Origin of the sequence: Halosimplex aquaticum (assembly GCF_028747785.1) — an archaeon.
In the GTDB taxonomy this organism is placed as follows: domain Archaea; phylum Halobacteriota; class Halobacteria; order Halobacteriales; family Haloarculaceae; genus Halosimplex; species Halosimplex aquaticum.
Genome location: NZ_CP118158.1, coordinates 2,610,451 through 2,633,297, shown reverse-complemented (window position 1 = coordinate 2,633,297; position 22,847 = coordinate 2,610,451). Strand labels below are relative to the sequence as shown.

Annotated in this window: 23 protein-coding genes; 11 read left to right on the top strand and 12 right to left on the bottom strand. The window is 68.0% G+C overall.

Annotated elements, in window-relative coordinates:
• Positions 1-2: 2 nt before the first annotated feature.
• The gene (locus PSC72_RS13280; protein ID WP_274321889.1) at positions 3-506 is read left to right on the top strand and encodes a dihydrofolate reductase; all 504 of its coding nucleotides are present in this window, start codon (positions 3-5) and stop codon (positions 504-506) included.
• A gap of 23 nt (positions 507-529) precedes the next feature.
• Here the strand turns inward: PSC72_RS13280 and PSC72_RS13275 are convergent, their stop codons facing one another.
• From PSC72_RS13275 to PSC72_RS13245, 7 genes are all read right to left on the bottom strand, one after another.
• Positions 530-1,081, bottom strand: coding sequence for a GTP-dependent dephospho-CoA kinase family protein (locus PSC72_RS13275; protein ID WP_274321888.1), 552 nt, complete (start codon positions 1,079-1,081; stop codon positions 530-532).
• A 1-nt stretch (position 1,082) separates the two neighbouring features.
• Positions 1,083-1,283 carry a transcription elongation factor subunit Spt4 gene (gene spt4 / locus PSC72_RS13270; protein WP_382261862.1) on the bottom strand — a complete coding sequence of 67 codons (201 nt, stop codon included), beginning with the start codon at positions 1,281-1,283 and terminating at the stop codon, positions 1,083-1,085.
• Positions 1,280-1,858 carry a DNA-directed RNA polymerase gene (locus PSC72_RS13265; protein ID WP_274321886.1) on the bottom strand — a complete coding sequence of 193 codons (579 nt, stop codon included), beginning with the start codon at positions 1,856-1,858 and terminating at the stop codon, positions 1,280-1,282. Before PSC72_RS13265 ends, spt4 begins: the two co-directional genes overlap by 4 nt.
• Position 1,859: 1 nt before the next feature.
• Complete coding sequence (locus PSC72_RS13260; protein ID WP_274321885.1) at positions 1,860-2,240, bottom strand: twitching motility protein PilT; 381 nt, start codon at positions 2,238-2,240, stop codon at positions 1,860-1,862.
• Positions 2,237-3,469 carry a translation initiation factor IF-2 subunit gamma gene (locus tag PSC72_RS13255; protein ID WP_274321884.1) on the bottom strand — a complete coding sequence of 411 codons (1,233 nt, stop codon included), beginning with the start codon at positions 3,467-3,469 and terminating at the stop codon, positions 2,237-2,239. The genes PSC72_RS13260 and PSC72_RS13255 overlap by 4 nt, the downstream gene beginning before the upstream one ends.
• A gap of 82 nt (positions 3,470-3,551) precedes the next feature.
• Positions 3,552-3,728 (bottom strand): hypothetical protein, encoded by a 177-nt coding sequence (locus PSC72_RS13250; protein ID WP_274321883.1) that lies wholly within the window; start codon positions 3,726-3,728, stop codon positions 3,552-3,554.
• 84 nt (positions 3,729-3,812) lie between these two features.
• Positions 3,813-4,232, bottom strand: a complete 420-nt coding sequence (locus PSC72_RS13245) for a response regulator (protein ID WP_274321882.1) — start codon at positions 4,230-4,232, stop codon at positions 3,813-3,815.
• Between the two features lie 139 nt (positions 4,233-4,371).
• Here PSC72_RS13245 and PSC72_RS13240 point away from each other — a divergent pair, with 139 nt between their 5' ends.
• The 6 genes from PSC72_RS13240 (at position 4,372) to PSC72_RS13215 (ending at position 10,940) form a co-directional block, all read left to right on the top strand.
• Positions 4,372-5,271, top strand: a complete 900-nt coding sequence (locus PSC72_RS13240; RefSeq protein WP_274321881.1) for a winged helix-turn-helix domain-containing protein — start codon at positions 4,372-4,374, stop codon at positions 5,269-5,271.
• Positions 5,272-5,413: 142 nt separating this feature from the next.
• Entirely contained in the window at positions 5,414-5,938 is a 525-nt protein-coding gene (locus PSC72_RS13235; RefSeq protein WP_274321880.1) for a DUF7287 family protein, read from the top strand.
• A 1-nt stretch (position 5,939) separates the two neighbouring features.
• Complete coding sequence (locus PSC72_RS13230; RefSeq protein WP_274321879.1) at positions 5,940-6,572, top strand: DUF7288 family protein; 633 nt, start codon at positions 5,940-5,942, stop codon at positions 6,570-6,572.
• Positions 6,566-7,534: a hypothetical protein gene (locus PSC72_RS13225; protein ID WP_274321878.1), complete on the top strand. Its 969-nt coding sequence runs from the start codon at positions 6,566-6,568 to the stop codon at positions 7,532-7,534. The genes PSC72_RS13230 and PSC72_RS13225 overlap by 7 nt, the downstream gene beginning before the upstream one ends.
• Complete coding sequence (locus PSC72_RS13220; protein WP_274321877.1) at positions 7,531-10,191, top strand: DUF7266 family protein; 2,661 nt, start codon at positions 7,531-7,533, stop codon at positions 10,189-10,191. The genes PSC72_RS13225 and PSC72_RS13220 overlap by 4 nt, the downstream gene beginning before the upstream one ends.
• Positions 10,188-10,940 carry a DUF7289 family protein gene (locus PSC72_RS13215; protein WP_274321876.1) on the top strand — a complete coding sequence of 251 codons (753 nt, stop codon included), beginning with the start codon at positions 10,188-10,190 and terminating at the stop codon, positions 10,938-10,940. Before PSC72_RS13220 ends, PSC72_RS13215 begins: the two co-directional genes overlap by 4 nt.
• 221 nt (positions 10,941-11,161) lie before the next feature.
• On the opposite strand, the gene PSC72_RS13210 is transcribed toward PSC72_RS13215, so the two are convergent.
• Positions 11,162-13,375, bottom strand: a complete 2,214-nt coding sequence (locus PSC72_RS13210) for a vWA domain-containing protein (protein WP_274321875.1) — start codon at positions 13,373-13,375, stop codon at positions 11,162-11,164.
• A 158-nt stretch (positions 13,376-13,533) separates the two neighbouring features.
• Here PSC72_RS13210 and PSC72_RS13205 point away from each other — a divergent pair, with 158 nt between their 5' ends.
• A complete protein-coding gene (locus tag PSC72_RS13205; protein WP_274321874.1) occupies positions 13,534-14,556 on the top strand; it encodes a DUF5787 family protein in 1,023 nt (340 codons plus the stop codon).
• A 1-nt stretch (position 14,557) separates the two neighbouring features.
• Here PSC72_RS13205 and PSC72_RS13200 read toward each other — a convergent pair whose 3' ends face one another.
• From PSC72_RS13200 to PSC72_RS13190, 3 genes are all read right to left on the bottom strand, one after another.
• Positions 14,558-14,800: a hypothetical protein gene (locus PSC72_RS13200; RefSeq protein ID WP_274321873.1), complete on the bottom strand. Its 243-nt coding sequence runs from the start codon at positions 14,798-14,800 to the stop codon at positions 14,558-14,560.
• A 91-nt stretch (positions 14,801-14,891) separates the two neighbouring features.
• The gene (locus tag PSC72_RS13195; RefSeq protein ID WP_274321872.1) at positions 14,892-15,602 is read right to left on the bottom strand and encodes a queuosine precursor transporter; all 711 of its coding nucleotides are present in this window, start codon (positions 15,600-15,602) and stop codon (positions 14,892-14,894) included.
• The gene (locus PSC72_RS13190) at positions 15,599-15,775 is read right to left on the bottom strand and encodes a ribbon-helix-helix domain-containing protein (RefSeq protein ID WP_274321871.1); all 177 of its coding nucleotides are present in this window, start codon (positions 15,773-15,775) and stop codon (positions 15,599-15,601) included. Before PSC72_RS13190 ends, PSC72_RS13195 begins: the two co-directional genes overlap by 4 nt.
• Before the next feature lie 130 nt (positions 15,776-15,905).
• On the opposite strand from PSC72_RS13190, the gene PSC72_RS13185 reads away from it, so the two are divergent.
• The gene (locus PSC72_RS13185) at positions 15,906-17,750 is read left to right on the top strand and encodes a sensor histidine kinase (protein ID WP_274321870.1); all 1,845 of its coding nucleotides are present in this window, start codon (positions 15,906-15,908) and stop codon (positions 17,748-17,750) included.
• Positions 17,751-17,820: 70 nt separating this feature from the next.
• On the opposite strand, the gene PSC72_RS13180 is transcribed toward PSC72_RS13185, so the two are convergent.
• Positions 17,821-20,028, bottom strand: coding sequence for a twin-arginine translocase subunit TatC (locus PSC72_RS13180; protein WP_274321869.1), 2,208 nt, complete (start codon positions 20,026-20,028; stop codon positions 17,821-17,823).
• A 161-nt stretch (positions 20,029-20,189) separates the two neighbouring features.
• Here PSC72_RS13180 and PSC72_RS13175 point away from each other — a divergent pair, with 161 nt between their 5' ends.
• On the top strand, positions 20,190-21,791 hold the full coding sequence (locus PSC72_RS13175) for a twin-arginine translocase subunit TatC (RefSeq protein WP_274321868.1): 1,602 nt from the start codon (positions 20,190-20,192) through the stop codon (positions 21,789-21,791).
• A 36-nt stretch (positions 21,792-21,827) separates the two neighbouring features.
• Entirely contained in the window at positions 21,828-22,445 is a 618-nt protein-coding gene (locus PSC72_RS13170; RefSeq protein ID WP_274321867.1) for a histidine phosphatase family protein, read from the top strand.
• The last annotated feature ends 402 nt before the right edge of the window (positions 22,446-22,847 follow it).

Sequence of the window (22,847 nt, the reverse complement as noted above, 5' to 3'; positions counted from 1 at the left end):
CGATGGCGGAGACGTGCGGTTCGATGGAACTCGCGCTCATCGCCGCGGTGGCCGAGAACGGCGTCATCGGCGCTGACGGCGAGATGCCGTGGCACTATCCGGACGACCTCGCGCACTTCAAGGAGACGACGATGGGCCACCCAGTGATCATGGGCCGAGTGACCTACGAGTCCATCTCGGGGCAACTCGGCGGGCCGCTCCCCGGGCGGACGAACGTCGTGCTGACTCGGTCCGGCGTCGAGGCTGCCGAGGAAGTCGAAGTCGTCGGGAGCGTCGACGCAGCGGTCGAGGCGGCCGCGGCCACCGGCGCGGAGACGGCGTTCGTCGCCGGCGGCGCGACGGTCTACGAGCAGTTCCTCCCGCGAGCGGACAGACTGGTCGTGACCGAGGTTCCAGGTGAACCGGAGGGGGACACCGTCTTTCCCGAGTGGGACCCGGAGGAGTGGATTGCGGTCTCACGCGAGACGGCGGGTGAGCTTTCGTTCGTGACCTACGAGCGGGACTGAGCGCTCCCCGCGACCCTGGAGCGTTACTGCCGGTCGAGTCCGAGAATCTGGAACGCGCGAGCGGCGTCGCCGTCCATGCGTTCGAGCAGGCCGACGACGCGCTCGCGGGTGTCGGCGTCGACGCTGACGTGGACGACGCCCTCGCCGGGTTGGCCGTAGAGGACGCTCGCGCCTTCCTCGATGGCGGCGATGGCGGGGAGGGCGGCGAGGTCCTCTTCGCCGTCGACGCGGACGAGCGTCCGCTCGCCGGTCGTCAGCGCGTCGGCGAGCGCTTCCAGAAGCGCGGCGGTGAGCGTCCCCGGCGGGTTCTCGACGCGGACGACGCGGTCGAACTGGGAGTCCTCGATGGCTTCGCTGACTTCCTCGTCGACGGCCGCGCGCTCGGTGCGTTCGTCGACGAACGCCACGTCGGGCACGTGGTCGGCGGCGAGCGTGTGGTAGGTGACGATGTCGCCGACGGTGACCAGGGGGCCGCCAGACTCCGCGAGGACGGCGGAGGTGTCGGTAGAAACGGGGCCGAACGGGTCTTTGAGCGCGGAGCGGAGCGCGGGCTGGAGTTCGAGGACGACGGTCACGTTAGCGGACCTTCAGCGCGTAGGCGCCCGGCTCGGTGACGCCCATCTCCTCGGCGATGCGGCTGCGGTCGGGGTGACCGATGACGACGTAGCCCGCCCAGTCCTCCGTCAGCGACGAGGACCCGCAGACGACGCAGGTCTCGGCCTCCTCGGAGTCCTGCACGCGGTGGCACTCGCGGCAGACCAGTCTGTCGGCCATCAGTCTTCACCCGCTTCCGTCGTCGCTCCGCGTTTCTGGCGGTCCTCTTCGAGCCAGCCGTGCTTGCCGAGGCCGACCTGTTTGGCCGTCAGCCCGATCTTCGAGTCCCGCGGGTTGCGCTCGTCGATGCTCTTGGTGACGATGCGCGCCCGGACGGCGTCGCCGACACCGAGGGTGCGATTGGAGTCCCGCGAGGAGAGCATCTGCCCCTCCTCGTCGTAGGCAAGGTACTCGTCGGAGATCTGCGAGACGTGGAGCAGGCCGTCGACCGGCCCGATGCCGACGAAGGCGCCGAAGTTGACGACCTCGACGATCTCGCCGTCGACGACCTCCTGCATCTCGGGATCGAAGGTCAGCGCGTCGAACTCGGCGGTGAAGTAGACGCCTTCCTCGCCGGGGACGACCGCCCCTTCGCCGATGTCGTGGACGTCGATGACCGAGACGACCGATCCGACGTCTTCGTCCATACGCCCTTCGAGCTTGTCCTGCAGGAGCCGTTTGACCAGCCCCGGCGTCACGTCCGCCAGGTGCGCTGGCGGCACTTCGACCGTGTCGCGGAGTGTGACCCGTTTGTACATGTTATGGTTGAGTGACTGTGAGTTTGTTCTCGGCCCGTAAACTAACTACCGGAACGCCCGCGTCGAGCAGCCGGCGCTTGAGCGGACCGTCGTTCGTGACCGCGTGCGTAACCTCCTCTCGCTCGGCGACTTCGAGCACGGCGTCGTCGGCGTAGTCCTCCTCGTGGGCGACCGACTCACAGCGGTCGCGCGCGAGGTCTAGACCGACGCTGGCCGCGGTCGCCTCTTTCCCCCGCCCGTCGGCGAGCTTCGCGAGTTCGTCGAGGACGGCCTCGGGGACGAGCAGTTCGCCTGCATCGACTACTCGCTCCAGTTCCTCGAACACGCGAACGTCGCATTCGACGGGCATCATCAGTGCGTTCGTGTCCATGACGACGCTCATTCCCGCAGCGTGCCGATCCCGATGAGCCGCCAGCGGCCGCCCAGCCGTCGGTTGATGGCGATCTTCGCCCCTTCGCGGGCGCAGACCGGCCGCTGGAGCGCGACCTCGGCCTCGCCGCCGCGTGCGCTGGTGACCGAACCGACCGTCGTGGCCGTGCCGATGGTCATCATCAGCGGCTCGCCCGTCGAGATCTCCTCGACGTCGCCGGCGTTCTCGCCGACGATGCGGTCGAGCAGGTCCACGTCCATCGTGAACTGCTCGTGGGTCGGCGGCAGCGTGCCGGGCGGTCCCGCGACCTGTCCGGCGAGCGCGTCGCCCTTCGTGATCGACGGGTCGAGACCCGTCCCGACGCCGAGCAGTCCGCCCGGCGTCGCCTTCTCGACGGTCTGGCCGCCGGCCTGGAGCGAGCGCACCGTCGTCTCGACGGGTTGCCACTCGGTCTGGCCGCCTTCCTCGACCTCGCGGCCGGGCCGCAGCTGGATCTCGTCGTCGGCTTCGAGCTCGCCCTGGACGAGCGAGCCGCCGAGGACGCCGCCCGAGAGCGAGTCCCAGGTGGTGCCCGGGCGGTTGATGTCGAAGCTGCGTGCGACGAGCATCTCCGCGTCGGCCTCGGGGTCGCGCTCGGGCGTCGGGATCTCCCGCTCGACCGCGTCGATGAGGAGATCCATGTTGACGCCCTGCTGGGCGCTGACCGGGACGATCGGCGCGTCCTCGGCGACGGTGCCCTCGACGAACTCCTGGATCTCCCGGTAGTTCTCGCGGGCCTGCTCCTCGTCGACCAGGTCGATCTTGTTCTGGGCGACGACGATGTTGTCGATCCCGATGATGTCCAGCGCCATCAGGTGTTCCTCGGTCTGTGCCTGCGGGACGGGCTCGCCAGCGCTGACGACCAGGACGGCGCCGTCCATGATCGACGCGCCCGAGAGCATCGTCGCCATCAGCGTCTCGTGACCCGGGGCGTCGACGAACGAGACCGTGCGGAGCACGTCCGTCTCGACGTCGTGCTCGCCGCAGGTCTCCTCGACGGTGTAGGAGTGAGGCGACTCCTCCTCCGGACACTCGCGGAACGTCGCGTCGGCGTAGCCGAGGCGGATGGAGATACCGCGCTTCATCTCCTCGGAGTGCTGGTCCGTCCATTCGCCCGACAGGGCTTGCACCAGCGTCGTCTTGCCGTGGTCTACGTGACCGACGAGTCCGATGTTCACCTCCGGTTGTGTGTTCGTCGTCATCTGGAGAGTAATCTTGGGGAATCTTCGCCCTCTGCGACTGATAAACCTACTGTTCCGTAGCCGGCAGCGCGGACGCCCGGCCTCACTCGTACGGATTCCTGCCCGTCACGTCGTACCAGAATCTGACTGCGGTGACGTAGACCGCAGTCGACGCGACGAACACCGCCGCCGTCGGGAAGGTCGGATCGGTGACCAGCGCTACCGTTCCGACGGCCAGCAGGGCGAACAGCCCCACGTTCAGTTTCCGTTCTGTCTCCACGGCCGGAACTGTCGTCGCGCAGTCATCTACTTTCCGCTACCGGCCGCACACCCGTCCAGCCGGTCGAGTCCGCGAGCGCTTCGGTCAGTCGTCGAGTTCGCGCTCGACCGTCTCGGTCAACTGGTCGAAGCCGCCGGCGGCCGGTCCTTTCCGGACGTACCGTGCCCCGCGTTCTCGCGCCCGCTCGGCGACACTGTGCTCGTCCGCGACGGTGAACAGGACGAACGGCAGGTCCGGATAGCGCTCGCGGACGGCCTCTAGCACGGCGAAGCCGTCCATCTCGGGCATCTCGTAATCGCAGACGACGCAGTCGACGCGCTCGTCGAGCTGTGCCAGCGCCGCCCGCGGGTCTGTCTCCGTTCGGACCGACACGTCGGATAGCCGTCCCAGGTAGGCGCCCACCAGCGCCGTCAGTTCCGAACTGTCGTCCACGACCAGGACCGTTCGGGTCTCACAGCGGCTGGTCGAGCGATAGACGGGGCCGGAATCACTCGATGCACACATCACGTCCCCACCTACGCCGGCGCGCGTGGTAACACCCACCAAGTGTTTTCTGGCTCTGAAATCACCGCGAAAGTAACAGACTGCGAACAAAAGGTCGTTTCAGGGAACCCTTTTGGGAGACGCTGTGGAACGATCGTGTATGAGCCGCGCTCGCGAAGACCCCGGCGAGGACGCCGACGCCGCGGACGTCGACGCCGCGGAGGCGTTCGGCGTCGTCGCCAACGAGACCCGACTGGACATCCTGGAGGCGCTCTGGCGCGCCGACGAGCGGCCCGTCAGCTTCTCTGAACTCCACGACGACGTGGACATGCGCGACAGCGCGCAGTTCAACTACCACCTCCAGCAGCTCACCGACCAGTTCGTCACCAAGACCGACGACGGCTACGACCTGCGCCACGCCGGCGCGCAGGTCGTCCGCGCGGTCCGCGCGGGCACGTTCACCCGTCAGCCCGACGTCGACCCCTCCGCGGTCGAGGGCGCCTGCACCCGCTGCGGCGGCGCCCTCGAAGCGCGGTACGCCGACGAGCAGTTCCGCGTCGAGTGCGTCGACTGCGGGAAGTCCCACGGCGAGTACGAGTTCCCGCCCGGCGGGCTGGTCGACCGCACGGACGAGGAGATCGCCACCGCCTTCGACGAGCGAGTCCGTCACCTCCACTGTCTGGCCGCCGACGGCGTCTGCCCCTCTTGCGCCGGGCGCATGCGCACCGAGATCGTCCGCGGCGGCGACTGCTGTCTCGACGTCTCGCTGCGATCGGTCCACGTCTGCGAGCGCTGTCGGAACGAGCTCTGTTCGCCGGTCGGCCTCGTCCTCCTCGACGAGTCGATCGTCTCCGCGTTCTACGAGGACCACGGCATCGATCTCTCCTCGCGCCCGTACTGGACGCTCCCGTGGTGCGTCGACGACGAGTACACCACCGTCGAGAGCAGCGACCCCTGGCGGGTCAGCGTCGACATCGCCCTCGCGGACGACCGACTCACCGTCACGCTCGACGGCGACCTCGACGTGGTCGAGACCGACTGTCGCTCCTGTGACGGATAGGAGACTCGACTGATCGGCCGACCCGACAGCACAGAAGACGCCCGATACCCTCGTTCTCGCCCGGTAAGCACGGCCTACTGCGTCTCGGCCACTACGTCGTAACAATGATACTGGTGGACAATGAACTGAAGCGATACTTGACATGGTGGGTGAGCGACAACAGGGGCGTCCGGGGGGCAACGGGACCCGTCTGGGCCGGTGGGACGGCCCGGACGACCGGGGACAAACACTGCACGACTACACGGTGGGCATCAGCCTGTTCATCATCACGCTGAGCACCGTCCTGGCTGGCCTGTTCGGATTCGTCGGGCCGCTGTCGACCGGAGTCGGCAGCGAGGAGGTCTCCCAGTCCGACCGGATCGCCACCACGGTGGTCCAGAACCTCACGACGGGGCGCCAGCCGAACGAGTTGCACGCCGGTCGGCTGTCGGCGATGCTCGCGCTGTCCGAGAGCGAACTCCGGACGCGCTGGGGGCTCCAGGGGTCGGCCCAGTTCAACGTGACGCTCACGACGCTCAACGGGAGCCGGATCGTCAGCCACGGCGGCTCGAAACTGGCCGCCGGCCCGCGGTATCAGGGCAACGCCGCGGGGACGACGGCTCGCATCGTGACGCTCGGGGACGGGACCTGTCGGCCGGGGTGCCGGCTCGCGGTCAGGACGTGGTAAGATGGACGGGATCGGAATCCGCGGGCAGGCGTTCACGCTCGAAGGGCTGGCGGCCGCACTCGTCCTGCTCGGCGCGCTGTTTCTGGCGATCACCTCGGTGGTCGTCACGCCGACGAGCAGCGGCGACGTGGACCAGTCTGCTCGGACCGACCTCCGACAGCAGGCCGACGACGTCCTCCTGATGACGTCCCGTGCCGACGGGAACGACCTCTCCAGCCTCGTGCGGTACTGGTCGCAGAGCCAGCGGACCTTCTCCGGCGCCGCCAACCCGCGGATCGGCTACGGCCCCGAGCAGCTACCGGGGTCGTTCGGCGTCCTGCTGAACGAGACGTTCACGCAGCGGTCGCACTTCTTCAACGTCGAGGTGGCCTATCGCCCGCGAAACCTCTCGACCGGGACGGAGACGATCACGATGGCCCACCGCGGCGAACCGTCCGACGACGCGGTGACCGCGAGCTACACCGTGACGCTGTACGACAACCAGACGCTGACGGCGCCGAACGCCTCGCGTAACGTCGAACTCTGGCAGTACGACACGAACGCGACCAACAGCGAGGACGGGCACTACCCGATACCGAACGCTGTCGGTGGTCCCATCTACAACGTCGTGGAGGTGCGACTGGTCGTATGGTGAGCGACACCGCCCGGAACCGCGCGCAGATGATCCTCCTCGGTGCGATCACGCTGGCGGCCATCGTCGTCGGGCTCACCGTCGTCGTCAACAGCCACTTCGTCACCCAGAACGGGGCCGTCTCGGAGGTCGCCCCGCAGATCGACGAGGCCCAGGAGTTCGAGTACGAGTCCCGGAAGGGGAGCCGTTCGCTCGTCCTCCGGCTCAACCACCGCCACCGGAACCTGACCGCGGCGGATCTGGGGGCGCTGATCGACCGCAACATGACCGTCTACAGCGGGCTCATGGCCGAGTCCTACGCCAGTTCCCGCGGCGAGTACGTCAACGTGACGTACAACAACGCCTCCTCGCAGTTCGGGATGCGGGTCGTCCAGGCCGCCGACGGCAACGTCACGTCCGACGCCGGCCAGGGGGAGTGGATCGTCGGACGACCGGGTGAGCGCCGCAACCTCGGCTGGTTCACGATGAACGTGAACGTCGAGGAGACGAGCGAGCGGCCGACGTGGATCAACGTGACGAACGCGACGGGCCACTCGGTGAACGTCTCGATCAACAGGACGACCGCCGGCACGGGGATCAACCTCGGCGTCAGCTCGAACGTGAGCCACGCCGGGAACGCCTCGACCCTGTGTGACCCCTCGCGCGACCGCGTGCTGCTCGACGTCTTCGAGGGGAGCACGTTCACCGGCGACTGCGCCTTCAACGGGACGCGGTCGATCGCGCCCCCGTACAGGGTCGACGTCTCCGGCGGGAAACAGCTCGTCGCGAAGTACGAACTCGTCTACAACGAGACGCTCGTCTCGACGTATTACCGGCCGTGTACGGCGACCGGGCCGCCGCAACCGATGGACCAGCCCTGCCGGACGCCCGCGGTCTGGAACGCGAACGTGACCACCGAGTTCGGTGGCAGCCAGCTCGATTACACCAACGAGTACAACATCACCGTCTACCGGGAGGCACGATGAGATCACACACGAGCGACGACCGCGGCATCTCGACGCAGATATCCCACGTGTTCGGGATCGCGATCACCAGCCTCCTCATCGTCGTCCTCCTCAACGGCGTGGCGGGCTACGTCCAGGACGAGCGCGCCAAGGTCGCCGATTCGCAACTGGAGACGATCGGCAACCAGCTGGCTTCGCAGGTCGAACGCGCCGACGAGCTGGGCCAGCACGGCGGGACGGTCTCCGTCGAGACGACGGTCGACTCGACCGTCATCGGGGACAGCTACACGGTGACGCTCGCGGAGGGCGATCCCTGCGACACGGGGACCTTCCACACCGATTCCTGTCTCGTCCTCGAGGGGGACGGCGTCGACGCCACGGCGAAGGTCCCGCTGAACCTCACGAGCGACGTGGCGATCGACGACAAGGGGAGCGGGCGGTTCGTCATGACCGTCGTCGCGTCCGCCGGTGTGGCCGACGGCGCTCGGCCGGTCGCCGACCACCAGCCACGGATCGGCGTCGGTCGGACGTTCACGGTCAACCGCTTCGGGACCGTCGTCAGTCCCGTCAACCGGCCGCCGATCTCGAAGTTCACCTTCTCGCCGGGGATGCCCCGGAGCAGCGATCCGGTCCGCTTCAGCGCCGGCGACTCGTTCGACGTCGACGGGAACGTCGTCGCCTACAAGTGGGACTTCGGCGCGGACGGGACGTTCGACGCCCTCGGCCGGAACGTCACGCGGCAACTCGACCCCGGCTCTCAGGAGGTAACGCTCCGGGTCGTGGACAACGAGGGCGCGACGAGCAACGTCACGCGGCAGATCCGGGTCTCCGGCCTCGCGTACGAGGGCGACCTCACCGACAGCGACGAGGGGACCAACGAGCACCACTCGGACCCCGATGAAGGCGCGGTCAACTTCACGGTCACGAACGAGTACAGGCAGCAGATCAAGCTCACGCACGTGCTCGTCGACCCGAAAGACGATAGCCTCGACGCGATCGACAACAACTGCGACGACGACGATACCTGTCCGTTCGGCCACGACGACAACGACGGCGAGATCGTCGTGGACGAGGGCGCAGACAGGGGGCGGGCCGAGTCGATCACGTCGGTGTCCGGCGGCGTCCCGGCGGGCGGTCGCATCGTCGAACTGCGCGATCCGGTGTATCTCCAGGACGGCGAGAGCGCGGAGATCTGGACGGGAGCGCTGGCGGGGAAGAACGACCTGAGCGGGACGGCGTTCGACCTCGGCGTCAGATACCAGGTCGACGGGCAGCGGAACTCGACCGTGTTCACGGACGTCGTCGGGAGCCCGAACGTCGACGACGTCCAGATCGAACACGAAGCCGACGGCGACGTCAACCTCGTCGTGTACGCCGACAGGGAACTCGACACGATCGAGTTCGATCTCGGTGGGGACCTGAGCGGCGTGGCCGACGGTATCGACCACGTGACGTCGGTCGGTCCGAACCGGCACCGCCACGAACTCAACGTCGTCGGCACCCTCTCGAGCGGGATCGTGAAGGCGAACCTCACGACCGCCGAGGTCGGGACGATCCCCGCCTACGAGACGCAGGGATCGAGGTCGATCAACAGGTCGATAAGCATCCTCAGCGGCGACTACGTCTGGCAGAGCGCCGGCGACTGGGACGCGGCGAGCGTCTCCGACGGCGTCGTCCACGACTCGTTCGGCGACCGTCGTGCCGACCGGGTCGCGCTCGGCTACCCGGCCGAAGACCAGTTCGGGTCCGGTCTGGCCGGCTACTGGCCGCTCGACGGCAGTGGCGACGACGCATCGGGATCCGGGCTGTCCGGTACGCTGGAGAACGGCCCATCGAGCGGGCTCGGCGTCCACGGGACGTCAAGCGTCCGGTTCGACGGCACCGACGACTACGTCGACGTCGGGACGGGACTGGGCGACATCCACAGCGGCACCTCGTCGCTCTCGGCGTGGGTGCAGACGAGCAGCAGCGGGAGCTCCAACATGTGGCAGTCGCCCGGTATCCTGGGTGTCGAGGAGGACGGCGGTGGCGACGACATCTTCTGGGGATGGATAGACGCCAACGGGTACATCGGGATTCAGGCGGGCGACAACGCCGCTGCGAAGAGCGCCACGCCGATCGACGACGGGCAGTGGCACCACGTCGCCATGACCTACGACGCGTCGAGCGGTGAAGCGCAGATGTACGTCGACGGGGAGCACGCCGAAACCGTCACGACCGGGACCGGTCCGATAGGGAACGACTTCGGTAGCATCGGTCGCATCGAGGACACCGGCGGGACGCCGGAACACTTCGACGGAAAGATCGAAGAGGTACGCTCGTACGACCGGGTTCTGTCGAGCTCCGAGATCGAAGCGCTCGCGGACCCCAGCGGAGAGCTGGTGACCGACTGGAAGAGCGGGACGCCGGCGCTCGACTCCTCGAACATGTCCCTGAACTACGGGGCCACGGTACCGAGGGCGACCTCGATCAACGTCACGGTCGTCGCGGACACGAACGGCGACGGGACCCCCGACGTCACGAGCGACAAGATATCCCTGCAGGACGGCCAGCACCATATCGCCGTCGACGGTCTCCCCGATACCGCGAGTCGCTTCAGGCTGCAGATTGAGTTCGACTCGGACTCGGTGGTCAAGGCACCGACTCTCGAAAAGATCGGGCTCATGGAGGACTCATGAGACTCCACGGCGACGAGCGCGCGGCCAGGAACATGGTCGGGTTCACGCTGACGTTCGCGATCATCGTCGTCTCAGTCGGGCTCGTCGCGACGATGGGGTACCCGCAGATCGACAACCTCAGCCAGACCGAGCGCCTGGACAACGCGGAGGCCGGGATGGAACTGGTCGCGTCGAACTTCGAGCAGTTGCAGGAACAGCGCGCGACCGTCCGGACGAACGAGCTGTCGCTCTCGGGCGGGTCGCTGACGGTGATCGAGGGACCCACGGTGACGGTCGAGGCCGAGAACACCGACTTCGCCCGGACGTACTCGGTCGGCGGGCTCCAGTACGCCCACGAGGGGACGACGATCACCTACGAGAACGGCGGCGTCTTCAGGACGTACGGCGAGGGCAACGTCGCTATCGTGGACCGGCCGTCGATGACCTGTACGGAGGACCGGGCGGTCGTCTCGGTCGTCCGCGTCGTCCCCGAGTCGACCACCAAGACGGGCGCCGACTACGTGTCCATCTCCGGTGCGGCCCAGACCCGCGAGCTTCACTTCCCGATCAACCGGACCGGCCCGGACAGCATGGCCGCGGCCGACGAACTGCGCGTCTCGGTCTCCTCCCCCCGGTCGATAGCCTGGAACCGGCACTTCGAAGACGCCGGCAACTGGACGGCCGGCCCCACGGCCGGCACGTTCCGCTGTGACGGCATCGAAGCGATGTACGTCCGAGAGACGGTCGTCTCGGTGTCGTTCGACACGTAGCGGCGGGGACTTCGAGAGACACGTGGCGCCGCTCGCCGTAGTCCAACGCTTCCTTTCTGCCGCAAGAGACGATCTTCAATCACGCGACGCGATGGATTCTCGGCACGTGTCGGATGAAGAGCGCGACCACGCGTGGGCCATCCGACGCGCGACCCGGCGAGTACGACCCATCGAGCGGTCATTGGCCAGGTGTGCCGGCCAGTAGCGTCCCCACTGGAGAGTCAGGAGCTGACCTTGACGTTGTTGACCCGGATGTTGATGACGCCTTCCGGTTTCGCCTCCGACTCGGCGAGGCCGATCTGATAGAGCAGCGCCAGTCGGTTCGTCGAGTTCGTCCCGTCGGGGTAGTCGAGGACGACCAGCGCCTGGTTGCTCTTCATGTGGACGATGTTACTCGTCGAGTTGAGGCGGACGTCCGACCGCGAGTCGATGGCCTCCTCGACGTCCTCCTGCCACCACGCCGGCGAGTCGCCCTCGAGGAACGAGGTCATGTTGTCGCCGTCGCGGAACATCGTCGCGTTGTCGGCGCCGAGGGTCTCGTCCTGGGTCGTCATGTTCGTACAGCGGGTGACCTGATACGTCGACCCGTTGTGCGACCGCGTGATACCGGTGCCGCGCCACTCGGCGCAGTTGTACGTCGAGGCGTTGAACGACAGCGACTCGTTGTCCGCGAGAGCGAACGAGTGACTGAACAGCGTCGGCGCAGTCGGGTCGTTGATATTCAGGTACTGCGTCCCGTCGGAGGTGTTGACGGCGATCCTGTCCGTGTCACCGGCGATCTGGGGCGCGTACGTACGGCCCGCGCCGGTCTGGAGGCTCGTGGACGTCGGCATGCGGGCGATCTGTCGCGTGCTGGAGATACGGGTCGCGATGTCCTCGAAGATATCGTCGAGCCTGCTTGCGTTGTCCGCGAAGTAGTACCGACCGCCGGTCGACCCGTTGATGTCTTTCAGTACGTCCTGATCGATATAGTTCTTGTCACCGAATCCGATCGTATGAATCGTCGTTCCCATCTCGGCAGCCTGCTGTGAGCGGTAGATCGCGGCTTCATCTAGCGTATATTGCGTTCCGTCGATCCACGTGTTCTCGTTATCGTTCGCCCCGTCAGAGAGGAAGACGACGATCCGTCTTCGAGTCTGGTTACTCTTCAGGTGGTGAACCAGGTTCGCGTCGCGAAGTCCGGCGTTCCCATGTGTCCCGCCGCTGGAACTCGTGTGGCCGACCGTGGCGTTGAACGCGTCGAACGAGTCAGTGAGGTACCGGCCGTTCGTTCGGTAGTACTGGGCGTTGTCACTGTCTGGCTCGTAGAATCCGATGAGCCCGACCCGATCTTTACTCGCATTCAGGTCGCCGACGAACATCTGTATCGCCTCCTGAACGGCTTCTCGTTTGCTCTGACAGCTCGCCGTCGGCGGGTCGCCTTGATGACAGCCGGGTTTCGACGGGTTTGCGTCCCAGCTCATCGACCCGGATTCGTCGACCACGAACACCACGTCGAGCGGCGGCCCGGTGACGTTCTGGGCGTTCTGGATCCGTCTGATCTGCCCGATGTCCAGCCGGTTCTTCGAGAGCGCCTCGACGTAGGTCCTGTAATCGTTGGAGACGTTCTTGGTGACGCGGATCGAGTTGCCGTCGATCTCGACCTCGTCCATGTACGGCGCGTTGGACACGTTGATGACGTGGTTGCGGCTGTCGTCGACGCGCCGCGGGAGGTCGCTCTGGTTGAGGTAGGCGACCGCGGTCCGGTTCGAGGCGTAGACGTCCGTCTCCACGCCGAGTTCCCTCTCCAGGTAGTCGCCCCAGGCCAGGTAGAAGTCGCTCTGGACCTCTAGCGTGACGTTGTCCGGCCGGGCGCATGTCCCGGTGATCACCTGCTGAGAGCGCGCGGTCGACTCGCGCTTGGACGTGGTCGCGTTGTAGAACGCCTGGTTCTTCTCGCTGGACACCTCGCCGGTGAGGTTCGTCACCGAGACGTCCAGGCTCCCGTTGCGATACTGGACGTCCGGCGCCGTCTGCATCGTGCTCCCGTTGTCGCCGGCCGACCAGACGCCGCCCGCCTCGTAGGCGACGGTCTGGCCCTCGTCGTTCTCGTAGCGGATCGAACTCAGCGTGATGTTGGTCGCGCAGGTCGCGTTCCGATTGACCGTGACGTTCAGGAAGCCCGAGCGTATCAGCCGGGCGTCGTTCCGTTCGAGGTCCCCGAGCGAGAACCGGTCGCGCGCGGAGTACTCCGAACTCGTCAGCGACGCGAGTTTGGAGTCGGCCCCCTCCATCGCGACCTGCGAGCTCACGTCCGACCGGTCCTGCTGGAGTTCGCTGATCGCGCTCGACCCGCTCACCAGGACCAGCATCGCCCCCGTGAGCACTAGCCCTATCAGGATCACCATCCCGATGATCCCGGACTGCCCTCTCCCCGACGTCTCGATGGTTCCCATTTCCCACGTCACCCTAATCTCATTGCCAGTTGCTCACGACCGATCAAAAGTGTATCGGTGAACTGACGCGTCCGGCGACGGCGCGGCGCGAGCGGTCCTCGGACCGGGCGTTCGCGGCGACGCGTCGCGCTTATGTCCGCTCGCGCCAACCCGTTCCTGTGCAGGAGTTCGCGTTCGAACTCGCGCTGTGTGCCCACCTGGAGGCGCCCGACCGCGTCGTCGGGCGGCAGCTCGGCGCCGCGGTCCACGGCCGCCGGGTCGCCGACGTGGTCTGCGTCGAGCCCGGCCCCGAGTTCGAGCGCCGCGCGGCCATCACCTCCGAGACGATCCCGCCGCTGGCCGTCGAGAGCGCCGTCGGCCCGGGCACCGCCCGTTCGGTCACCGATGCGTTCGACTGTCACCCCGACCGCGCACGCGCGGTGGCCGAGCGTGCGGTCGACCTCGGGTTCTTCGAACGCGAGCGCGACGGGTCGAGCGCCGCGGTCCGCCAGACCGTCCGCTACCCCGACTGGTTCGACTCGCTCGTGGGTATCGAGAACAAACCCGACCTCGACCGCCCCGGCGACCTGCGCGACCAGTTGCGCATCGACGTCTCCGTGGGCCTGTTCGACCGGGTCGTCCTCGCCACCGAGACGTACGTCACCGGCGCACACCTCAACCGCTTCCCCGACGCGGTCGGCGTCTGGCGGTTCGACCCCGAGACCGGCGAGCGCGAGGTCGTCCGCGAGGCAGAGCCGCTGTCGACCGACGGGCCCGGCATCGAACTGCTCGACCGGGAGGCGGGCCGGGCGAAGGTCCGGCCCGTCACCGCCGCCGAGAAGCGCCGCCAACGCCGGCGCATCGCCGAACGCGCCTACGGCAAGGGGTGGCGGACGTACGACCTGCCCGACTGCCAGCGGTGCGCCCCATCGGCGGCCGAGCCCGACGAGTACGCCGGCGCGGGGCTCCCGTGGTGCGACTGGCAGGACGGGATCGTTCGGCCCGTGGCCGACTGCGGCCCGGAGTGCCCGGGGTACGAACCCGTCGGGGGGGACGGAGCGGTCGACGGCGCGGACGAGCAGGCCGGCGAGGGCGAACGAGCAGACGACGCGGAGGCGATCCGTGCTCGGCGGAGCGCCTGGGAGCCCGACCCGGCTGGCGTCGCTCGTCGCCAGAGCGGGCTCGACCGGTTTCTGGAGTGAGTCACTCGGCGGGGTCGTCCGCCCGGGAGTCGTCGGGCTGTTCGCCTTCGCCGTCCCGGAGATAGCGGTTCCCGGCGACGTAGACGAGCGTGAAGATCAGGCCGAACGACGCCGTCTCGGCGACCGCGACCGAGCTGTCGAAGACGAGCTGGATCCCGGCGTAGGCCGCGGTCGCGACGAGCGCGACGAGGGCGGTCGCGACGACTGGGCGTTCATCGACGACGGCGTCCACGTCCACGTTCATGGCCCCGTAGAGTCTCCCTGTTGGCATAATTGTACGGGTGAGCGAGAGCGCGGGAGAATCGCAGGTCGGGAGCGGAGACGGGGCGGCGCCGTCACTCGGGTCGCGAGTAGGCGGTCGCGGAGGCGGTCTTCCGGGAGCGGACGGCGGCGACGACGGCGTAGACGAAGGGGGTGTCGACGACGGCGACGAGCAGTTTGAAGAGGTACTGGCCGACGATAAGCGCGACGGCATCCGCGGGCGATGTGCTGCCGAGCAGGACGAAGCCGACGAGGATGAAGATGATCGTATCGAGAAGCTGGCTGGTCGCGGTCGAGCCGATGTTGCGCAGCCAGAGGTACTCGCCGTCGGTGTAGTCGCGGATCCAGTGGAAGGCGAACACGTCCCAGTTCTGGCTGACGAGGTAGGCCGCGAGGCTGGCGACGACGATGGAGGTGCTCGACCCGAGCACGCTCCGGAAGGCGGCGAGGTCGACCGGCTGGGCGGCCTGTGGGAGCGCCGGCGCCTCGATGGTGCTCCAGACCAGCGCGAGCAGGACGAAGTTCATCACGAAGCCGACGTTGACGACGACGGTGGCCGCCTTCCGGCCGTACAGTTCGGCGTAGCAGTCAGAGGCGAAGAACGTCAGCGCGTAGGCCAGCGCCGCGCCGGGCAGCACGAGCGAGCCCTGGACCACGGGCAAGTTGAACGGGAGTCCGAACGCCAGGAGCTTCGATGCGGTCACCTGCGCCGTGACGATGGCGGTGACGAACAGGCCGATGAGGCCGACCTGCACCGGCGACGGCGCCGCGCGCGTGTCGCTCATCGTTCTTCCTCCAGTCGCCCCTGTCGGGAGTCGATGTCGTCGAGCATATCGAGCGTCTTCCGCATGGACGCCCGGATCGCCTCGCTCCGGTTGACGAACTTGCCGTTCTCGCCCACGTGCTCGTCGAGGTCGTCGAGCAACTCCTGGGGCACTTCAACGCTGATCTTCGGCATAGATATTCGTCAGAGGTCACTCCGCGAATATAGGTAGTTCGTTTCACCGAGATCGGGGCGGCGTCCGGGAGCGCGCCGTCGGAGCGAGAGCGGCGGCACGTTTATTCGGGAATGCGGTAAAGAAACTGTCATGCCGCACTCGGGGGACATCTCGACGACAGTCGCCGTCGTCGCGGCCGACGACGCGGTCCGTGACGCGGCGGTCGCCGCGCTGGAGGCGGACACCTCGCTGGCCGTCTCGACACCGAACGGCGAGGGGGAGGAGGCCGCCAGGGCGGGCGTCGAACGCGGGGCCGTCTGCGTCGTCTGCGGTCCGGACGAGGCGTACTACGGCGCGGTTCGGGAGGCCGACCCGGCGCGACCGGTGGTCGTCGTGGACCCGGGAGGCGACCGGATCGCCGGGGACCTGCTCGACAGGGTGCTGGAGGACCCGGCGGCGGCGTACGTCGCCGACGACGAGCACACGTCGAGACTGGTCCGGTCGCGGGTCCGCGACTTCGTCGAGCGCGAACGCGACGAGGTGGGGTGGCACCTCGCCGACCTGAGCGGCGAGGCCATCGTCTCGTTCGACCTGGACACCTACGGGCTCCGGGAGGCCAACGAGACCTTTTTCGACAACTGGGCGCTCGACCCGCAGGCGATCGGCGACGCCACGCTCGCCGACCTCCGCGAGACGGACATCACGCACGAACTCCGCGGGCGCGGGCGGGGCGAACCCGGCGAGGAGGACCTGGAGTGGCTCAGAGACGGCGGTTCCGTCGAGACGTTCGTCGAGGGGGCGCTGAACGGCGACTTCGAGCGCCGCGAGTGGCACTGCACCGGCGTCGACGGGGCGTTCAAGAGCGAAGTCGAGATCGTCGCCGACCGCTCGGCGGGCATCGGCTACCTCGTCGCGACGGTGCCCGACGACGACGGACCCGGCGGGATCGACGACGACTACGACGAGGGCGCCATGCTGCGCTCGCTCGTCGAACACGTCCCCATGTCGGTGTACTTCAAGGACGACCGGAGCCGGCACGTCCTCGTTAGCGAGGACGTCGTCGAGCCGTTCATCGAGTCGCCGGAGGGGAAGATCCTGCAGACGCCGGAGGACGTCCACGGGAAGACGGACTTTGACCTCTACGAGGCGAGCCACGCCGAGGCGGCCGTCGCCGACGACCGGCAGGTGGTCGAGAGCGGCGAACCCATCCGCGGTCGGATCGAACGCGCCAGCCCGCCGAACGGCCGGGATCTCTTCTTCCAGACGACCAAGGCGCCGTGGTACGACGACTCGGGCCGCCTCCGCGGGACGGTCGGCGTCACCGTCGACGTGACCGAGCAGAAACACCGCGAGCGGGAGCTCGACCGACAGAACGAGCGCCTGGAGGAGTTCGCGAGCATCATCTCCCACGACCTTCGCAACCCGCTCAACGTCGCCGGGGGCCGCCTTGAGCGCTACCGGCAGACCGGCGACGAGTCGGACCTCGACGCGGTCGCGGAGATGCACGAGCGGATGGCTTCGATCATCGACGACGTGCTCTCGCTGGCCCGCGACGGCGGCAAGATCGAGGAGACCGAGCGGACCGACGCGAGCGCGGTCGCCACCAGGGCCTGGTCCACCGTCGACACCGGGACCGCGACGCTCGAACAGGACTGGGCCTACGCGATCGAGGCCGACCCTGACCGACTCGCTCGCCTGTTCGAGAACGTCTTCCGCAACGCGATCGAACACGGCGGCGCGGACGTGACCGTCCGCGTCGGCACCCTGGACGACGAACCCGGCTTCTACGTCGCCGACGACGGCCCGGGGATCGCGATCGAACCGCCCGAGCGCGTGTTCGAGCGGGGCGTGAGTGCGACCGAGGACGGCACCGGGTTCGGGCTCGCCATCGTGCGCGAAATCGCCGAGGCCCACCGCTGGTCGGTGGCCGCGGTCGCGGACGAGAACGCTTCTGGCGCCCGATTCGAGTTCACGGGCGTCACGCGCGCGGAGTAGTACCGACCCGACTCGACCCTGCAGTCGTCACGGCCGATAGTCCGCCGTGGGCTAACGGCCGTATCGGGGCTCAGTCGGCCGCTTCGCCCTCTTTCCGGGGCGTGCGTCGGCCGCCGAGGGTGTAGACCCACAGGAACGCGAGGCCGACCATGTACGCCAGGGCCGTCGGGATGGAGAACACCAGCATGGTGAGCAGGCTGGACGGCGTGAGGAACGCCGCCGTGACGACGATGGCCATGACGACTGTCCGCCAGCGGTCGAACATGGTCTGGAAGGTGACCAGGCCGCCGCGGTGGAACAGGAACATCGTCACCGGCACCTCGACGAGCAGGCCGACGCCGACGGTGGTGGCGACGACCAGCCAGCCGAAGTTGTTGATCCGGTAGTAGATGACCATGCTGGAGTTGATGGCGTCGGCGGCGAGCCACGAGATGATCGCCGGCGCGACGTAGAAGAACCCGAGCAGGCTCCCGCCCACGATGCCGACGATGAGCGAGACGGCCCACGCGCCGAGCACCCGCCGGTCGCCGCCGACGAGGCCGCGCTCTTTGAGCCGCGGCCAGGCGTAATAGAGGATCAGCGGAATGGTCGCGACCAGCCCGAGCAGCGTGGCGAACTTGATCTCGAAGATGAGCGCCTCCGCGGGGTGGAGCGTCACGATGTCGGCCTGGGCGATCTGCCCCTCGGGCAGCCGGCCGAAGAACGCCTTCCGGACGGTGTTGATCCCGCCCTGGTAGAGGAAGACGAAGGTCGCGGCCATCACGACGCCGAACAGGCCGACGATGCGGAACGCCCGCGAGGTGAGGCTCTCGAGGATGAAGGCGATGTCGTAGTAGTAGCCGCCGATGTCGTCCTCGGTGGTCTCCTCCTCGGTGAACGAGTCGACAACGCCGGCCGTCGTCGAGGTGAAGATGCCGCCCTCGTCGTCGTCGGACTCGGCGGTCGCGGTCCCGTCGCCGCCCTCGGCGGCCTCCGCGCGTTCCTCTTTGGCCTCCTGGACCTCGTCGAAGCGGTCGAGGATGGCCTGGGCCTTGTCGGGGTCTTCCTGCTCCTGCAGGGCCTCGCGGGCGAGTTCCGTGGCTTCCGGCTCGTCCATGTCCTCGAATCGCTCGGGCGGCGTGGCGGGGATGGCCGCGGCGTCGAGCGCGAGCAGGTCGATGTCCGCGGGTGACCCCGTCGGCTCCGTGGGGTCGCGCGCCGCGTCGAGTTCACGGATGGAGAAGGCGAACAGGGCGGCGCCGAGCCCGACGGCCGCCACGGCGACGCCGACGAGCGCGGCGACGATCTGCGGATCGAGGCCCGTCAGTTCGGCGAGGCTGGGGTAGGGACCGCGCTGGTACTTCTCGGGGAGGCTGGCGAGCAGGTCGTTGATCGCGGCGACGCCGAGGCGGGTGACGAAGAGGTAGCCCGCGGCGAAGGTGAGGAGGGCGATACCGGCCAGCTGGTTCCAGTAGGCGCGGACGACCTGGCCGGCCGAGACCTCGTCGGCCGACCGGCGCAGGAGCTCGGCGAAGCGTGCGAGCGCGAGGCTGAAGCCGTAGAGGCCGATCAGCGGGAGCGCCCACATGATCTGGGTGAGCGGGTCCGGCGGCGAGAAGAAGGCGCCGAACACGAAGATCGCGAGCACGGCGTAACGCCAGCGGTCGCGCATCGACTGGTAGCTGAGGATCCGCAGGTACGCGAGCGAACTCATCGCCAGCGGTAGCTGCGCGGCGAGGCCGAACGACAGTCCGAGGAAGGCGATGAACTGGGTCCACTTCACGATCGACCACGAGGGCTGGAAGCCGGCGGTCGCGGCGTTGCCGGCGAGGAACCCGAGCATGAGCGGGAAGAAAAGGTAGTACGCGTACGCGAGGCCGGCGGCGAAGAGGACGACCGACAGCACCACGGGGAACGCGAGTTTCCAGCGGGGGATGTCTTCGGCCGGCCACCAGCCCCGCGCTCGCAGGGCGTCGCGGCCGTAGTAGATAACGACCGGGACCGCCATGATGATCCCGATAAATATCCCGATCTTCGCCTGCAGGAGGATGACGTCGAACGGCGTCGTCGCGACGATCTTGACGGTCTTCTCCGTGTTGGCGAGGGCCTGTGGGTTCAGGTCGGCCTTGAGCTTGTCCCAGACGTAGAGCCGCAGCGCGTAGAACGTCCCCATGAACCCGATAACGAAGACCATGAACGCCTTCTGCAGGTCTTCGCGGGCGCTGCCGATCATGGACCCGAGGGTCGCGCGACCCTGTGCGACGGTCCGTTTGGTGTCCTCGTCGATCGCGGCAGCCATCTCGGGGAGTGGTAACCGAGTGACTGTTATCAATCTATTCATCACGAGACTCCGCGGGCGGGTCGAACGGCCGCTCGTCGGCCCGTGATCGGCGTTCGACGCCGGCCGAACGGACGAGCGAAAAGAAGGCTTACAATAGGGGAGCGCAAACCCGGCGACGAATGACTGACGAGCGGCCCGGCGACGCGGACGACGACGAGGGAGCCGCCGGTCCGCCCGACGAGTCCGTCGGCGGCGACCCGTCGGCCCGCTCGGACCCCTCGGCCGACCGGCGCACCGACGGCCCTCCGGACGCCGACGCGTCGGACGACACCGAAAACCTCGACGACGGATCCCCCGACCCGGTCTGGACGGACGACGAACCGTCGGAGCGGCCCGACGACGCCGGCCCCGAGGCCGTCGCGTCGGACTCGACCGACTTCGGGGCCGACGACAGCGACGCGGCCGCCGACGGCGGGTCCGACGCCACGGAGTTCGGCGGCGACATCAACCCCCACGTGGACCCGTCGACGGGCGGCCCCACGGAGGGGGCGCCCGCCGCGCCCGAGAACGTCGGCGCGCCGGACGACGAGGAGATGCCGCTGGCCGAGCACATCGAGGAGATGGTCCGCCGGCTGGGCGTCGTCATCGTCGTGATGGCGCTCGTCTCGGGCCTGGCGTTCCCATTCGCCGACCGCATGATCAACTTCCTGTGGTACTCCTTTTTGCCGGGGTCGCCGGGCGTCTGCCCGACGACCGACCCGACCGCCGACGCGGCCTGTCCGTACCTGTTCCACCCGCTCGCGCTGATGTTCGCCCGCCTGAAGGTCGCCTCGCTGGTCGGGTTCATCGCCGCGCTCCCGCTGACCGTCTACGAGTCGTACCTGTTCATGCGGCCCGGCCTCTACCCCCGCGAACGACGCTACTACCTCGCGTCCGTCCCGACCAGCCTCGTTCTCGCGTTCGTCGGCGTGCTCTTCGCCTACCTGCTCGTGCTCCCGACCCTCTTCGCGTACTTCACCGGCTACACGAGCCAGGCCGCCGAGGTCACCTTCAGCCTGACCGAGACGTTCAACCTCATCGTGATGATGCTCGGCTTCTTCGCGCTCGTCTTCCAGATCCCGCTGCTCATCATGCTCGCGGTCATGATGGGCGTCACCTCTCGGCGCTGGCTCGCGGCGCGGCGCATCTACTTCTGGGGCGGCTTCGCCACCATCGCCTTCCTGTTCAGCCCGGACCCGACCGGCATGGCCCCCATCCTCGTCGCCGCGACGATGATCCTGCTGTTCGAGGGGACGCTCCTGCTGCTGTACTGGACGGGCGAGGCGACCGCGGTCGAGGCCGAAGACCTCGCGGCCCGCCGGCCGTTCGTCTGGCTGACCGCGGCCGTCGCCGGCTACGCGGTCAGCACCGCCCCGCTCCCCTCGGGCTACTACGACCAGCTCCCGGCCGCGGTCACGTCGGCGCTCGCGGAGTTCGGCGTGACCCGGATGACGCCGCTGCTGATCGGCCTCGCCCTCATCGCGCTCTACGAGACCGCGCTGTACATCGCCCGCCGCGCCGGCAGGACCGGGCGCGCATACCGGGCCTTCGCCCGAGCGCGGGTCGCCGTCTGGCCGCTCTCGCTGTTCGTCGGCTACCTCGGGAGCCCCGATCCGCAACTGCTCCAGCGCATCGACGCAGTCGACCTCACGACCGTCGAGGCGGCGGGCGTGGTCGTCGGCCTGATCGTCGCCTTCGAGTTCGTGGTCGCCGCCCTCGACTGGTACCAGAGCCGGGAGTGACGGACCGAGACGAAGTATGAACGGTCGAATCTTCGCATGACTGCGACGCTACTGCTGGTCCGACACGGCCAGACCACCTGGAACCGCGACGGGCGGATCCAGGGGTGGGCGGACTCCACGTTGACAGAGCGCGGCCGCGAGCAGGCGCGAGCGCTCGGCTCGCACCTTTCTGCGGAGTACGACGTGGACCGGCTGGTCGCCTCTGACCTGCGACGAACGCGCGAGACCGTGGGGCTGCTAGAGGAGGCGGGTGTCGGGCCGGATCCCGAGTTCGAGCGCGCCTGGCGCGAGCGCGACTTCGGCGACCTGCAGGGACTGACCCGTGCGGAGATCGCGGAGCGAATCCCGGAGTACGACCCCGACGGCTCGCTGCTGGCTGTGGAATCTGTGCCGGGCGGCGAGTCACTCAGCGCGTTCGAGGAGCGCGTGCTCGACGGCTGGGAGCGGTTGGTCGAGGAGTTGGGCGAGGGGGAGACAGCCGCGGTGGTGACGCACGGCGGCCCGATTCGGGCCGTCGTCGCCGCGGTGAGCGGGCGGGAACTGGCCGCGGTCGCCCCGGAACTTTCGCCCACGAACTGCGGCGTGACTGAGTTTCGGTGTGCGACTGACTACTCTGTCGTGCGTCGGGACGTGACTGATCACCTCTCTCTGTAGGCGTTCGGTCGAGGGGTTCGATCGTCTCGGTTGCAGGAGACAGCAAGCGGTGAAAGCCCTCGGCACGCTCGCTTACAGTTGATCTCGTCACAGGAGTCCGCAAGCGATGAAAGCCCTCGGCACGCTCGCTTACAGTTGATCTCGTCACAGGAGTCCGCAAGCGATGAAAGCCCTCGGCGCGCTCGCGGTCGCTGCGTCGGATATCCTCGTTCGCTTCGCTCACTCGGATAGGGCCGACGCAGACGACTGAACTGAACGCGAGCTCGCCTCGCCCTTTCAGTCCACCAGGAACAGCAGAACAGCAACGCGCCTCCCGCCTCCCCAACCGATTGCGTTGCTCGTCGCTGCGCTCCTGCGCTACTCATCCCTCGCACGATACTGCCGCGAGACGAGACTCGCGAC